13 protein-coding genes and 2 pseudogenes are annotated in these 15041 nt (G+C 53.1%); 6 read left to right on the top strand and 9 right to left on the bottom strand.

What is annotated here, in order from left to right:
• Positions 1–211: 211 nt before the first annotated feature.
• The 5 genes and pseudogenes from BJQ97_RS18030 to BJQ97_RS02290 form a co-directional block, all read right to left on the bottom strand.
• Positions 212–1864: a helix-turn-helix domain-containing protein gene (locus tag BJQ97_RS18030; RefSeq protein WP_160155351.1), complete on the bottom strand. Its 1653-nt coding sequence runs from the start codon at positions 1862–1864 to the stop codon at positions 212–214.
• Positions 1865–2040: 176 nt separating this feature from the next.
• Positions 2041–3449, bottom strand: a pseudogene (locus BJQ97_RS02305) (phosphomannomutase/phosphoglucomutase).
• Entirely contained in the window at positions 3400–4515 is a 1116-nt protein-coding gene (locus tag BJQ97_RS02300) for a YyaL domain-containing protein (RefSeq protein WP_160155350.1), read from the bottom strand. The pseudogene BJQ97_RS02305 and the gene BJQ97_RS02300 overlap by 50 nt, the downstream one beginning before the upstream one ends.
• Complete coding sequence (locus BJQ97_RS02295) at positions 4496–5683, bottom strand: glycosyltransferase family 4 protein (protein WP_160155349.1); 1188 nt, start codon at positions 5681–5683, stop codon at positions 4496–4498. Before BJQ97_RS02295 ends, BJQ97_RS02300 begins: the two co-directional genes overlap by 20 nt.
• Positions 5680–6723, bottom strand: a complete 1044-nt coding sequence (locus tag BJQ97_RS02290) for a nucleotidyltransferase family protein (RefSeq protein WP_160155348.1) — start codon at positions 6721–6723, stop codon at positions 5680–5682. Before BJQ97_RS02290 ends, BJQ97_RS02295 begins: the two co-directional genes overlap by 4 nt.
• 288 nt (positions 6724–7011) lie before the next feature.
• Here BJQ97_RS02290 and BJQ97_RS02285 point away from each other — a divergent pair, with 288 nt between their 5' ends.
• Positions 7012–8193 (top strand): Gfo/Idh/MocA family protein, encoded by a 1182-nt coding sequence (locus BJQ97_RS02285; protein ID WP_160155347.1) that lies wholly within the window; start codon positions 7012–7014, stop codon positions 8191–8193.
• 66 nt (positions 8194–8259) lie between these two features.
• Here the strand turns inward: BJQ97_RS02285 and BJQ97_RS02280 are convergent, their stop codons facing one another.
• Complete coding sequence (locus BJQ97_RS02280; protein WP_160155346.1) at positions 8260–8709, bottom strand: (deoxy)nucleoside triphosphate pyrophosphohydrolase; 450 nt, start codon at positions 8707–8709, stop codon at positions 8260–8262.
• 131 nt (positions 8710–8840) lie between these two features.
• Between BJQ97_RS02280 and BJQ97_RS02275 the strand changes: the two are divergent.
• Positions 8841–8960, top strand: a pseudogene (locus BJQ97_RS02275) (NAD(P)-binding domain-containing protein); the annotation flags it as partial.
• Positions 8961–9225: 265 nt separating this feature from the next.
• Complete coding sequence (locus BJQ97_RS02270; RefSeq protein WP_201451652.1) at positions 9226–9990, top strand: sporulation protein; 765 nt, start codon at positions 9226–9228, stop codon at positions 9988–9990.
• A gap of 170 nt (positions 9991–10160) precedes the next feature.
• On the opposite strand, the gene rlmD is transcribed toward BJQ97_RS02270, so the two are convergent.
• From rlmD to tnpA, 3 genes are all read right to left on the bottom strand, one after another.
• On the bottom strand, positions 10161–11549 hold the full coding sequence (gene rlmD, locus BJQ97_RS02265) for a 23S rRNA (uracil(1939)-C(5))-methyltransferase RlmD (protein ID WP_160155343.1): 1389 nt from the start codon (positions 11547–11549) through the stop codon (positions 10161–10163).
• 133 nt (positions 11550–11682) lie between these two features.
• Positions 11683–12792 carry an RNA-guided endonuclease InsQ/TnpB family protein gene (locus BJQ97_RS02260; protein ID WP_160155342.1) on the bottom strand — a complete coding sequence of 370 codons (1110 nt, stop codon included), beginning with the start codon at positions 12790–12792 and terminating at the stop codon, positions 11683–11685.
• A gap of 12 nt (positions 12793–12804) precedes the next feature.
• Entirely contained in the window at positions 12805–13200 is a 396-nt protein-coding gene (gene tnpA, locus BJQ97_RS02255; protein ID WP_160155341.1) for an IS200/IS605 family transposase, read from the bottom strand.
• Positions 13201–13628: 428 nt separating this feature from the next.
• Here tnpA and BJQ97_RS02250 point away from each other — a divergent pair, with 428 nt between their 5' ends.
• The 3 genes from BJQ97_RS02250 to BJQ97_RS02240 all read left to right on the top strand — a co-directional run bounded on the left by BJQ97_RS02250 (position 13629) and on the right by BJQ97_RS02240 (position 14830).
• On the top strand, positions 13629–14054 hold the full coding sequence (locus tag BJQ97_RS02250) for an SRPBCC family protein (protein ID WP_160155340.1): 426 nt from the start codon (positions 13629–13631) through the stop codon (positions 14052–14054).
• Entirely contained in the window at positions 14017–14388 is a 372-nt protein-coding gene (locus BJQ97_RS02245) for an ArsR/SmtB family transcription factor (protein ID WP_160155339.1), read from the top strand. Before BJQ97_RS02250 ends, BJQ97_RS02245 begins: the two co-directional genes overlap by 38 nt.
• Positions 14389–14482: 94 nt before the next feature.
• The gene (locus tag BJQ97_RS02240) at positions 14483–14830 is read left to right on the top strand and encodes a hypothetical protein (RefSeq protein WP_160155338.1); all 348 of its coding nucleotides are present in this window, start codon (positions 14483–14485) and stop codon (positions 14828–14830) included.
• Positions 14831–15041 lie beyond the last annotated feature (211 nt).

The raw sequence follows: 15041 nt of genomic DNA, 5'->3' as shown, positions 1-15041 counted from the left end.
CCGGCCAAAGCAGCATGGCAGCTTTTCCACTATTGCACGCTCCAGCGCTGGGAAAAACAGATTCGAATGCTATTTTTTCCTTGATTGTTCATCTCTATCGAAAAATAGTTCTTATTTACTACAATTCATTATAATACAAAATGGGGTTCATTCCAATTTCCTACATCCAAAAAAAAAGACATCATGGCACCCATCGTCCAATGATGTCCCCTTAGCGGCGCTGCCGGCGGTGGTTTAGTTGATACACAAGGGCGATCAACTGCGACCGGTCATTGACGCCAATTTTTTGAAAGATGTTCGTAATATGATTTTTCACGGTATGGATGCTAATGAACAACCGTTCTGAAATTTCGCGGTTGCTGCAACCTTGAATGAGCAGCTCCAATACATCCATCTCTCGGGCTGTCAATTGCTCGGACAGCATGTCGATATTGACCGTCCCATCATTCCCGCTGTGAGCCTTGCCGCTAATCATCATCGCACCAATCGCGGCCAGCGCCGTCATATACACTTCCGCCTCTTTCGCTTCCCTTTCTTTCTTTATATGAACAGCGAGAACGCCATAGCGGCCATCGCCGACAAAAAACGGCACTTCCATGACCGGTTTGCCCTCGACATGAAGCAACGCCGGCACCTCGCTTTTCGCCTTCTCGCCGTGACAGCCATAGCGACGGCAGACATCATCCCGATAACGAACGGCCATTTCTACGTCCATCGCCCCTTCGTGGACAACGGCTGTTTGGCCATCGCTAGACCATACCACGCAGACGAAATCGCCGTAAGCGAGCTCCGCGGCGAATTCGGCCATCATCCGGATGATTTCTTCCTCGTTCTGCACAACACGCATGGCCCGTCCAATTTCCACCAACATCGACAGGCGCATCAAATGACGGTCCATTTTCATATCGGCCTCTGTACATTTAGCCAGGAGCAGCCAATGTTGAACGAGGGCGGAGCCGACCGAACGAAGCGCCGCCGGCAGTGAAGAGGCCGCCTCGCTGCCGATCATGACCCATCCTTCCATTGTTTTCCCGTACGTCGCCGGATACGCAATCATCGCTTTCGGGCGGATGCCATGACGGACAAAAAAGGAAAAGCGTGGATCCAAAGCCGCATCTTGAACGTAAACCGAACGAAGCGGCGGCTCTGAAGACAAAAGCGGCGGAAACAACGCATCGATCATCTTGCCGCGCAGTTTTCCGGCCTTTTCCCCGCTTGATGCCGACACCATCCATCCTTGCGGACATTTGGCAATATACAACGCCATATCGACGCGTTCATCGAACGCCCGCAACTCAAAAAGCAACTTGTCCACGTCCGCTAGGGCGGAGCTGTCCGTGACCACTGCTTCGAGCCGTTTTCCGTATTCACGGCATTGTTGCTTGCGGCGCTCGCCGCTGATTAATTCCCCGCATATAACCGCCATCTTTTCTATCTCTTTTAACTTCGCTTCGACGGCTCGCGCCGACAGCGCCACCGATCGTTCGATGGCTGACACCCACTTTCCGCCGTCTACCAGCGGCTGTTCGCAAATGAGCCATTTCGTCTCTTCCTCGATAAACACGCCCGCCCAAATCCAATATTCCGCCTTCTCATCGACAAACACGGGAGCGACGATGCTTTTCATGCCAAAACGCCCGACCGGCACGACCGATGGACGCTGCCATCCGTCAACAACAAGTTCTCGCGGGCAGAAAAACGATGGCGCTTCCCTTTTAGCGGCAAACAAAACGAGCTCCGCCAGCTCGGTCATATTCGATACTTTCGTCACGGGAGCACCGTGATCATCGACGATAAGCATGCTCAACTCCGTCAATGCCGCGTATGCATCTTGAATATATTGCAACGATTCACGGATCACCACGCCTTCAACTCTCCTACAATACATTTTTATCCTTATCTATTATGAACAAACCATTTGCAAAAAATCAAGCATGAGCCCCCCTAACGGCAAAAACAAACCGGCGTGGAAGCCCTGCGGACGGCCCACGCCGGGAAAGAGCGCTTCACAGCAAACGTCAACAGTTTGGAGAAAAAGCATCACCAATCGATGCGCAATTCGAGGGCGGCGAGGCAATCCGCCAACTGCCGCTTAATCTCCGCCAATGCCGCTTCCGTCTTGGCTTCTGCACGCAACACGAGAATCGGCTGCGTGTTCGACGGCCGCACCAACCCCCAACCGTCCGGGAACTGGATGCGGGCGCCGTCAACGTCCACGACCGGGTAGCGGCCGGCAAACCGGTTTTTCACCGCGGCAATGGCGGCCGGTTTTTTCTCTTCCGGGCAGGCGACGCGCGTCTCCGGCGTCGCCACGTATTGCGGCACATCGGCAAACCACTCAGACAGTGGGCGCTCATCGTGCGACAATAAACGAAGCAGCCGCCCGGCGGCGTACAGTGCATCGTCGTAGCCGTAAAACTCGTCGTTGAAGAATAGATGCCCGGACATTTCGCCGGCAAACGGAATCTCCGGGCGGCGGCGCAACGTCGCTTTGACGTGCGAATGGCCGGTGCGATGGAAGAACGGTTTCCCGCCGAGCCGCTCAATTTCCTCAACAAGCGCTTGCGAACATTTCACTTCAACGGGCGCGTCGGCTCCCGGATGGCGCTTAAGAATCTCGCGCCAGAACAACACCATCAGTTGGTCGCCCCAGCGGATTGCACCTGTTTCATCCACGACTCCGATCCGGTCGCCGTCGCCGTCAAACGCGATGCCAAGATCAGCCTGCTCCTTGCGCACCATCCCTATCAAGTCCGTTAAGTTCTCCGGCACGACTGGGTCCGGATGATGATTCGGAAACGTCGGATCGGATTCACAGTAAAGCGGAATGACATCGCACCCCCACTCTTTAAGCACTTGTGGCGCAATGATCGATGGGGTGCCGTTGCCGCAGTCGACGACGACCTTCAGCTTACGCGGACCGAGTTGGATTTTCTCCTTCAACATCTTGATATATGCCGGAGCAAGGTCAAGCGTTTCCTCACGCCCCGCGCTGTTTCAGGACGCGGCTGTTCCTGGCTGAGCCGCTCCATCGCCCGCCGCAGCGCTTGGATGCGCTCTCCGTAAATCGTTGTTTTCCCCATGGCGATTTTAAATCCGTTCTCATCCCCTGGGTTATGGCTGGCGGTGATGATCATGCCGCATGGGATGTTCGTGTAATATAAGCTGTAGTAAAACATCGGCGTCGTCGAAAGCCCGATATCGACGACATCACAGCCGCCATCGAGCAACCCGTCTTTGAGCGCTCGATGCAAGCCAGGCGATGACAGACGGTTGTCATGACCGACAACCGCCCTCTTCTCGCCTTCGTTTTGCATCATGTCGGCAAAGGCCCGTCCGAGCCAATACGCGAACGATTCATCGAGCTCCTCGCCGGCTCGCCCGCGGATGTCGTATTCTTTAAACACGTGTGCCGGCCATGCGAACGGTTTCGTTGTTGATGAATTCATCGACAACCACCTCCACCGAAATCGATTGCGCGATTGCTGCAGTTAACAAGTAAGATAATGTCGATTCTGCCCCCCGATTCGGGTTCGGTCCGTTCGGGCCAAGCCCGTCGCAACAACTGCCGTCGCTTAGGTCGGCAAGCGGCGCCTTGCCGTCGTTTTGTCCGTAAAACCAAGCGAGGCAGCGGCGGACGACGCCGCGGTAACGCTCGTCGTCCGTTGCCCAATACGCTTCGCGCGCCGCCAAAGCGAGTTTCATGACATCAAGCGGCTGTTGATCCCAATCGGCGCGGTAGCGGCGGCTGCACCAGCCGCGGTTGCCGACCGGACGGATGACACCTCCCGATCCGCTCATTTTTTCAATAAGGAAAGCAAGGCTTTTTTCCGCCACTTCCTTCACCTCATCCCGCGGCGCGCGCCGATATGCCGTCCAAAGCGCCCACGGCAGCACCCCGTTGGCGTACGTCAACTCCGGTTCATACCAATGCCAATCGTCGCCAGCATGCTCCCAATACGCCGCAAGTAGCCGCTCTTCAAGCCGTGCGGCCAAAGCTGCCACTTCCTCTTGATCGACGCCAAGCGGGCGTCCTTCTGTCAATAAGACGCCGCAAGCGGCCACCCCCCAGGCGACGCCGCGCAGCGAACGAAGCTCCCATGCCGCCGGCATGGCCCGCCGCAGCATATCTGCTGCCGCCTCGCGCCGCGCCGGATCACTGAGGCGAACGTATGCCAGCGCCGCCGCCCAAAACGACCGCCCGAAGCAGTCGTCTGACGGTGTTTCCTCTTCTTTTGTCCGGTCGAAGAAAAAGTTGTTATGGAACGTGCCATCATCGTTTTGCGCCCAAAGCAAAAATGCCAAATATCGGTCAAGCAAACGGTAGAGCCGCCTTTTTTCTCCTTTGTCTTCGCACAGCGCCAGCCATTCCAGACACGCCCAAATGGCGCGGGCGTTGTCATCGGTCGAATAACCCTCGCGCCGGCGCGGGATGCGGCCAAGGCTATGCTCAAGCAACCCGGTGTCGTCAGTCATGCGCTCGAGATGATCGAACTTAATGACTGACGGTGCCAACCGTCTTCACCTCCCCGCGTTTCGCAGCGCACATGCGCGCAAACAAGGCGACATGCTGTTCGCCGACGCGCGGCCAATGCGTGTTTGCCCCGATTTGGCGAACCTTTTCCTCCCAGCGCTTCAGCGCCGCCTCGTCGGCCAACAGCTGCCCAAGCCGCTCTTCCCAAGCGGCCGTATCACCATACGGCAACAACAGCTCTTCACAACCTTGCAACAAATCGCGCGCATGCTCATACGGGGTCGAAACGACTGGACGACCGACGCCGACCGCATAGGCAAGCGTGCCGCTTGTGATTTGTTGCATGCCCGGATACGGGGTGACGTATAGATCGCATGCCGTCAAATAATCGATCAATTCCTCTTCGCTGAAATACCGATCCTCCATGCGTACATGCTGGTCAAGCCCAAGGCGGTGAATGAGCGCCTGCAACTCCTCGCGGTACGCTTCTCCTTCCCGCTTTTTCACTTCCGGATGCGTCTCGCCGGCGATGACATACAGCGTTTCCGGCACTTTGCGGACGACGCCTGGCAGCGCGGCCAAAACGGACTCAATGCCTTTGCCGCGGCTAAGCAAGCCAAACGTCAACATCACTTTGCGGCCGCTAAACCCGAGGCGGCGGCGAAGCGAATCGCGATTTTCTCTGCTTGGGCCTGGAGCACCGTGCGGAATATAGACCATTTTTTCCACTGGCAGGCCGAACGCCTTTACTAAGTACGGGATCGCCTGTCGGTTCATGACGATGATCGCGTCGCTCGCCGCCGCGATTTTTTCCTGAATCGGCCGGTACGGCAGCGGCGGATCGGCAAATACCGTATGGAATGTCGTCACGAGCGGCTTGTTGAGCGCAGCGATGAAATCAAGAATGTATTCGCCCGCCTCGCCGCCGAAAATGCCGAACTCATGCTGCAATAAAACGACATCGATGTCGCTTTCATTCACCCGTTTGGCCATCTCGGCATACGCCGCGCGGTTTTGCGCCGGAAGCGGCCAATACGCTGGGTCGTGGCGATAGGCGTCATCGCCGTCGCTTTCGTTGTACACAACGATGACGCGGTCGCCATCGCATGGGCCCCGGACGCCATCAATGCTTTTCCGCAAATGTTCCGTAAATGTCGCCAGCCCGCACCGCCGCGGCGGATACGTGCTGACGTAGGCAATTCGAATCATGCTTGCACCGCCTCCTTGAACTGATTAATAATCGAATCTTCGAACACTTCTCCCGCCGGCGTCACCGTCCGATAACCGAAAATGCTGTTTTGCAGCCGGCTGCGGTCGCGAATGACGGAGCGGTCCCAAACGATCGTCTGCGCGCAATGGACGCGGGCGCCAATTTGGCAGCGGTCGCCAATGACCGCATTCGGACCGATCACAGCCTGCGAACCGATTTTCACGTGGTCGCCGATGAGCACAGGCGGCACAAACAAGACGCCAGACCCAATCTCCACGTTTTCGCCAACAAACACGCCCGGCTGAATTTCACGCCCTTTGAGCGGAATCGGAAACTCCCGGCTCAACGCATCCCAATGCACTTGGCGGTAGCGGGCTGGCGTCCCCATATCGCGCCAGTATCCGTTGCTGACAACGCCATACACGCCGACGTTCTTCTCGATCAGCAGCGGGAATGTTTCGCGTTCAATCGATACTTCCCGCTCAGCCGGGATGTAGCGCATCACGTCCGGCTCGAAAATGTACATACCGGCGTTGATACGATTGGACGGCGCTTCTTCGCGGCGCGGCTTTTCGACAAAGCGCAAAATTTGCCCGTGATCGTTCTGTTCGACTACTCCATAGGAAGAAGGATCGTCTACTTCCGTTAAAACAATGGTCGCCAAACCGCCGTGTTGACGATGGAAATCCAAAAGCGGGATCAATTGCGGCAAATGCACGATGTCGGCGTTAAACACGAGAAACCGTTCCTTCAACCAACGCTCGGCGTTTTTGATCGCCCCAGCCGTTCCAAGCGGGAACGGTTCGAGCACGTATGTAATCTTGACGTTCCAGCGCTTCCCATCTTCGAAATAGCGACGGATCACTTCTGAACAATGATGTGCGGCGATGACAAATTCGTTGACTCCTTGGTCGCGAAGATGAACGATGAGGTGTTCAAGCCATGGCCGGTTCGCAATCGGGGCCATCGGTTTGGGGATGTTTTCCGTCAATGGACGAAGACGCGTACCTAATCCTCCTGCCAGCAACAATGCTTTCATTTCGTCATCCCTCCATATCTTTTTTCACAAAAATAGACACATTTTTGACGGATGAACGAGAAAATGAAAGGATTCATAGATTGCTAGCACTCGGCTGTGATGGTTGCTAATAATAATATACATAATATTCCTCTCCCTATGCAAGCGAAATGATTGTCGAACGGTGTCGATGAATCATTATTGATGTCTACAAGTTTAGAAACTTTCATTTTCTCGTTCCTCTTTTTCTTTGCGGTATAATGAGTATCGTTAATGCTATATATATGTGAGGGAGGAGGAGAATACGCCATGATTTCTTCATCATCTTTCCGTTACCATGTTGGCATTGCCGGCGCCGGCGCATTCGCTGAATTTCTTGCCGACGCGCTCGCTCCGCTTCCTTCCTTTCACCTCGCCGCTGTCGCCGGGCGGACGGGCGAAAAACGCCAGCGCGTCATCGACGCCTATCGCCGCCTTCAGCCGCAGGCGGGCGACGTGCGCGAATACCGCGAAGCTGAAGAATTGATCGTTGACCCGCATGTTGATATCGTCATTCTCACCACCCCGCCGCATTTGCACGCTCCGCTTGCCGAGCGGGCGCTTGAGGAAGGAAAACATGTGCTGCTTGAAAAGCCAGGCGGCCTCACCACCGAGGCGCTGCGGGCGAACATCCAGCTCGCCGCCCGTCAAAACCGAGCGTTGGCGGTCAATCTCGTTCTTCGCTACCACCCGCTCACAGAAGCGGTCAAACAGATCATCCATCGCTCCCTTCTTGGCCCAGTGGACTACGCAAGCCTTCACAACGCCGCTCACCGCGTCGCGGAAGGCCATTGGTTTTGGGACGAACGGCGAAGCGGAGGCATTCTCATTGAACACGGCGTCCACTTTTTTGAAGTCGGCCGCGACTGGTTCGGCGAAGCCGTCCAAGCGCACGGGTTCGCGCTTCAGGAAACAGACGGCACACAACCTCGTGTCGGCGCTACGGTCATTCATGAAAGCAACGGACGGCGCACCCCTGTCCAGTATTACCACGGCTTTACGATGGACCGAGATGCTCCTGAATCGACGCACTGGGACATTCATACGGCACGCGGGCGCATCGTGCTAGACGGGTGGATTCCGATGCGGCTGTCCGTCTCCGGCCTCGTCTCTAACGAGGAGGCCGCGTGCATTGACGCCTGGCTTGACGCCATCCCGACAAAGCCGTCGGCTGACGCTATCGAACAACTGCAGCAAGCGGCCGACCGGCTGTTGCCGCCCACGGAACCTTCAGCCGCTCCGCGCCGCCCATACGAGCGCACCGTGGTGCTCTCAGACCGCCACGGCTGGTACGAAGCGATCGCCCAAGCGCGCTTTCTTGATTTTTGCCGTTTGATCGAGAACCCGAGCTGGTGCGTCCTCGTCACCGCCGAAGACGCCGCTGCCGATCTCGCCCTAGCCGAAACGTGCACTGTGACGGGTAAAGCAGTCGACCCACTTGACATCCGCTAACGTGCTGACACAAAAAGAGCCTGGTGCGGCCACATGGCAAACAGCCGCAACCAGGCTTTCTTCACCTCAATCGGCGATAGATCTCGGTCTCATCAGAATATCAAAAACGCCCTTCTGCGCTCCCCCCTCGACCAACAGCGCCTCAACAGTCGGAATGTCCGCCGGCGCCCACTCAAGCGAGCGCAATGCTTGAAGCGGCACCCACCTAAGCTCGGCATGCTCCCGCGCCCGCGGCTTCCCGTCGACTAAGCGGGCCTCATACGTCCGCAAATGCACGATGGCATGTCCATATTCATGGCATACATCCGCCAACAGTTTGCCAACGGAAATCGTGCAGCCAAGCTCCTCGCGAATTTCCCGGACTAAAGCCTCTTCAGGTCGCTCCTGCTCTTCCACTTTGCCACCTGGAAATTCCCAAACGTTGGGCAGCGACATGTCGGGAGCGCGCAAGGCGCATAGGATGTCCCCGCGTTCATTGCGAATGGCTGCCCCGACGACATAGATGGTTCGTTTCATGACGATCGGCTCCTTGTTACTATCTCCCAACCATTGTAGCAAAAACCTCCCCGTTTTCCAAAATAGTGGAACCCTTTTCGGTGTTATGTTACTCTCAACAGTAGAACCATGAAGGAAAGTGAGGGCAAAACATGACCGGGTTTATCGGCCTTGGCATTATGGGCAGCCGCATGGCGGAAAACTTGCTCAATAGCGGCTATTCTCTCATCGTCTACAACCGAACGAAAGAAAAGGCGGAGCCGCTTCTTCAGAAGGAGTGAAGTGGGCCAACTAGCCAAAAAAGAGGCAGCGGAACAATCCATCCTCTGGCGAGCTTGGCCAAAAAGCTGTATGGCTTAGCCAAACAATACGGCTGAGGGCAAGACAATTTTTCGGCCGTTTATCGGCTGTTGTCCGGCCAAAAATGACAGGCAAGGGGCGGGACGGCATCGTTCCCGCCTTTTTAATTAAGGAGAACGGAACCTTTTCACTAGGCGCTCCGTATTCTCAACTGAAATCGATGACAAGGAGGAGAACTTGTTGTTCAAAAAACTGTTAAGTTCTATCGGCATCGGAACAGCCACTGTTGATACGAAATTAGCGAAAGCGCAATACGTCCAAGGCGAAACAGTCGAAGGGATTGTCGACATCCGCGGCGGCAGCGTCGAGCAGCACATTGATGAAATTTATTTAGCGTTAGTCACGACCTACATTCGCGAAATCGATGATAAGAAACACGAGGAAAAAGCGGTGCTGGCGCGGTACAAAGTAAGCGGCTCGCTGGCAATTGGGCCGAACGAAACGAAAACGATCCCGTTTCAATTCGCCTTGCCGTACGACGTGCCGGTTACGCTCGGCACCTCGAAAGTGTGGCTGCAGACCGGCCTTGACATTAAAATGGCGCTCGATCCGCAAGACCGTGACTATCTCACCATCGAGCCGCACCCGCTTGTCACGGCGTTTCTCAAGGCAGCCGAGCAATTAGGATTCCGCCTCCGCCACGTCCAATGCGAACAAGCGCCGCGCTATTGGCAGCGGCGGCTGCCGTTTGTCCAAGAATTTGAATTCAAACCGGCAAGCGGAGCATTCAAAGGCCGCCTCGACGAATTGGAAGCCATTTTCTTTGTTTCTGAACGCAGCGTGGACGTTCTTTTGGAAATCGATCGCAAGGCCCGTGGACTTTCCGGGTTGTTCGCAGAGGCGCTCGATATGGACGAGACGTTTGTCCGATTCACATACAGCGCAGGCGACATCCCCACATTGCCGCAATTGCTGGCAGATGCGATCAAGAAGTACAGCTAGACGGAGAAAACGAAAAGGATCGTCCGTCATCCTTTTCCTTCCGTCTTTGGAGTTGGTATGTGGGCATAGAGTGAACATCTATCCCTGTAAATGATTTCTATTTATTTCAAAAAGGATGGCGAAAACAATAAATCCCGTTTCTCCCTATCCAAGAAACGGGATTCCTTCCATCATGCTCCCCGAACAAGCAACGCACAGCACTCGACATGCGCCGTATGCGGGAACAGATCGACCGGCTGGACGGTTTTCAACGTATAGCCGAACGGAACTAATTCCGTAATATCGGCCGCCAACGTCTCCGGGTTGCATGAGACATACACAACCCGCTCTGGCCGCGCCCGGCCGATTTTTCGCATCACCTTCCCGCCTGCCCCTGAGCGAGGTGGGTCAAGAAGCAACAGCTCCGGCCGCCCGAACTGTTCCAATACCTCATCAATGCCGCGCCGCGCGTCTCGCGCTAAAAAGTACGCATTGTCAATGCCGTTGTCCTTCGCATTTCGCTTCGCCGATTCAATCGATGTCTCGACGATTTCAATGCCGGCCAACGCCTTCACCCGCTTGGCAAACGGCAAGGAAAACGTGCCGACCCCGCAGAAAAGATCAATCATTTTCTCATCCGGCTTCGGCTCTCCCATCTCAAGCGCCAGCTCGACCAATTTTTCCGCCTGCACCGGGTTCGTTTGGAAAAACGTATCAAACCAAAGGCGGTAGCGGAACCCGCACAATTCGTCGTAAATAAAATCGCGCCCGGCCAACACATGGGTTTGTTCCGCCTGGGTGCGGTCCGCCCACGCCCGATTCTCAAGCCAAAGCAGGCTTTTCACTTGCGGGAGCGCTTTGGTGATCCGCTCCGTCAAATCGGCCGCTGCTTCTTTCAGCTCCCCTTCCGGCGCCTCGGTCGCAAAGAGCGCCACCATGACCTCCCCCGTCGCAAACGACTCGCGCACCATTAGGTGGCGAAGCAGCCCCTCATGGGTATCTTTGTGATACCCAGGCAACCGATGATCACGGGCCCAGCTCGCCACTTCCATGGCTGCTTCGACGATGTTCTTCCCGGCGATGAGACACGTTTCCAACGAAATGATTTGCCGGAAGTTTCCTTGCTCGTGCAGCCCAAGCAAGCCTTCAGGAGAAAACGTAAGCTCCATTTTATTGCGGTAATGCCACGGATGTTCCATGCCAATCGTATCGCGGACAACGCCAGGGTCAAATCCGTGCTCTTTCAAGAGCGTCTTGACATGCTCCGTTTTATGGCGCAGCTGCCCTGCATAGTGCCAGTGCTGCCAGACACAGCCGCCGCAGCGGTCAAAATGCGGACACGGCGGCTCCAACCGCTCCGGGTGCGGCTCCATCACTTCTTCTAAGCGGGCGATCGCCCGGCGCCGTTTCGGCTCGTCGATCGCGACCCGCACTTTCTCACCCGGGAGGGTAGACGGAATGGCGAGTTTGAGCTTCTTTCTCTTTCCGTCCTCTTCATGCCAAACGACGGTTTGTCCAATTCCTTTTTTATCCAACTGATGAACTTCTGCCACAAACGAATGTTTCGTCACGCCACCCAATGGTTTCCCTCCTTTATGTGACACGCCCCCACCACCTACGCTTCGCTTAGAGGTGGGGGCTTCTCAGGTAATCCCATCTCATGACGGGAAGTTGACTGAGCGATCCCCGTGTGTCCCACGGTTCGAGGACAAGTTAGGCTATCGCGAATCGTTTCATGCCCTCATGTTTGATATTGATTGCCGCATTGACGTCCCTGTCGCTCTCGAATCCACATTCACAGCGGAATGTACGCTCAGAAAGCGATAAAGATTCCTTTACTTGACCGCAACATGAACAAGTTTTAGATGACGGAAACCACTTATCTATTTTGATAAGCTTTTTCCCTTGCTCCTCTAACTTGTATTGGAGAAATGTCGTGAACATCCCCCAGCCGTTGTCATGAACGCTCTTGCCGAAATTCAGGACTTGCGACATCCCTTTCATGTTGAGGTCTTCGATGACCACGCAATCATAAAGTTTCGCTAATTGGTGCGACTCCTTATGCAGAAAGTCTTTTCGTTGGTTCGCTATTTTCTCATGTAGCTTCGCTACTTTCAAACGCTGTTTGTGCCAACGATTAGAACCCTTCTTTCGGCGTGATAATATCCGTTGTTCTTTCGCTAATTTTTCCAATGCTTGCCGATAGAAACGAGGATAATTGGCTCTCTTACCCTCGCTATCGACATACAGCGTATTCATGGAAAAATCAAGCCCAACAACCGTTTGTATTTCTTTTGATACAGGTTGATGTTCGTATTCGGTGAGAATAGAAACATAGTACTTTCCTGTTTTTGTTTTCGTGATCGTACAAGCCTTGATGATATGGTGGGCAGGAATCTCCCGATGTTGCTTGAACTTGACCCATTTCAGTTTGGGTAACTTGATATAGCCATCTGAAAGTTGAATATTGCCATTGACCACATTTGTGGTGTACGACTGTTTCGCCTTGCGGTTTTTGAACTTTGGAAATCCAGCACGACCCGAAAAGACATTTTGAAACGCTTTCTGCAAATTCAATTGGGCGTTTGCCAGCGCAAGGCTATCCACTTCTTTAAGCCAAGGAAACTCCTTTTTGTACTTGGCAGGGGTCGGAAATGTTTGTTTTTTCAAAGCTTCTTTGTCGTCTTTGAACTTTTCATAAATTTGTATGCGTTCTTCAAGCATTTTGTTATAAACGAAACGGACACAACCGAAGGTTTTGGCAAGCAGCTGTTCTTGTTCTTTTGTTGGGTACAAGCGGAACTGATAGGCTTTGTTTACCATATCGATACCACATCACCTCATCCCTTGATTTTCTATATTTTTTATTACTTCAAGGGGGGCGCCGCCCGTTGTAAGCAGGCAAAAACTTCTTGACCAAAAATATTCTTTCCACAGTTTTCTTTTCACTTGCGGAAAATGCTTTTTAATCAGTCGAGAACTTGCACTTTTATAGGCATTGATGAACTTTGATAGTTCACTATTCGGATGTGCTTTGAACAAAATATGCACATGGTCCATATCGTGATTCCATTCGACCAAGGAAATATTGTAATTTTTCCCCAATCTCACAAACATATCTTTTGCATAGTCAGATATGGTATCATCAATCACTTGTCTGCGATATTTTACAACCAGAACAAGATGATAATACAACAGGAATACTGAATGGTTATTACTGTCTAATTTCATTAATACAACAACCTTTAATTTTTCTAATACTGATTATATCATAACACAAAAAAAGAAACAACTCATACCTACGCCTCACCGAAATTCATCTCCCACTTTCACTTCGTTTAGAAGTGGGAGACTTCTTTCGGAAAGATGTTAAAACTGCAGAACATCATTCGCTTTGGGTGAAAAGCGATTATTTTTGCCAAATCGATAGGGTTCGTCGGAAAAGAATAACCGATTTTACAAAGCTTCTCAACTTGAGAAGATCCTGTTTTGAGCTGCTTTTTCATTGAATCACCGGCCCGTTAGAAGACTGGAGATTGGATGAGGGAGACCGATTGAACAAGGATGCTTCATTCGTCTCTACTTGTTTTTAACACCAAAAGGTGATATATTTATTTATGACACCTATTGGTGTTAAATTAATAACTGGAGGGTTCATGATGCAAGCAAAGCCGACATTGCCGGAAATCCGCAAAACGATCGTATTGAATGCCCCCATTGAAAAAGTATGGAAAGCGGTGACGACATCCGAAGGCATTGCGACGTGGTGGATGCCCAATACGTTTGAGCCGATTTTAGGCCACCAGTTTGTTTTGCACGCAGGGCCATTCGGCGATTCGCCATGCAAAGTGACGGAGCTCGATCCACCCAACCTCTTGGGGTTTGACTGGGGAAAAGATTGGCACCTTACGTTTGTATTAAAAGCATTAGAAGATGGAAAAACAGAATTCACCTTGATCCATTCCGGATGGGATGCAGAAAAAACAACGGAATTTGGGCAGCCTCACACAGTCGTCCGCAAGATTATGGATGACGGGTGGGAGAACATTGTCAACCAAAAACTTCCCGCATACATCGAAGGATAAACAGGCCGCTTCCCCGTCGAAGCACGATGTGTTTCACGCCATCGCCGATCCGACCCGCCGCCAGATGTTGCAGCTTTTGGCCGACAACGAATTGTCGATTGCCGCGATTGCCCAATTCTTTCCGATCAGCCGCACAGCCGTCAACAAACATCTTCATATACTAGCGGAAGCGGGTTTGGTCAGCTGTCGAAAAGCAGGGCGTGAAACGAGGTACAAGCTAGAGCCCGAACCTCTCGCCGAACTAAAAACATGGCTTTCTTTCTTTGAACAGTATTGGGATGAACGGCTTGCAGCTCTCAAGCATTTGGTGGAAGCGGATGAGGAGCCATCATGATGACAAAAATCGCATGTATTCACAGGGGTGCAAAGACGGTTCAAGCGATGATCTACACGCCCCCTATCGCTCTGTAAGGAAGGGGAAGAAAAGAATGGAACCTTTCATCTCTTGCCCGCAATGCACAAATCCAATTACAGTCAAAGATGTCATGCATTTTTCCTCGCCTTGGACGATGAAATGCCCGTATTGCGATGTGAAGCTGAAAGAAACGAGAGTCACCCCGTTTTTGCTGCTAGCCGCCGCATGCATCGTCCCGTTGTTTATTTTCGTGACCGTCCGAATCAAGGCATATGCAGCCGCTTATTGGCCAATCGTCGATCACGTGCCGACAATCATCGTGTTTCTTGTTACACTCTATCCCATTTATTGGCTTTACGAACGTGTAAACGCCATAATCCTGTGCAAAAAAGGGCGCTTTCAGGTGAAGGAAAAGATATAGCGCCTCCGAAATGGAACTGAACGTTGCGGCGCGTCGTTGCCATGCAGGAGTTTGAACCTCCCGCCACGAATCGAAGCATTGGTGGCGAACCACTTGCGGCAGCGCATCACTGACAATCGCTAGAGATTGCCTCACGGAAGTGTTCCTCATCCGTATAGATTATGATGGAAAAAGGGCGTCCCGCCGCTTTTGGGACACCCTTGAACCATTG

The sequence above is a fragment of the Geobacillus sp. TFV-3 genome (genome assembly GCF_009901865.1).
Classification (GTDB): domain Bacteria; phylum Bacillota; class Bacilli; order Bacillales; family Anoxybacillaceae; genus Geobacillus; species Geobacillus thermoleovorans_A.
Note: the sequence above shows the minus strand (reverse complement) of the source record. Positions and strands in the feature narration are given on the sequence as shown.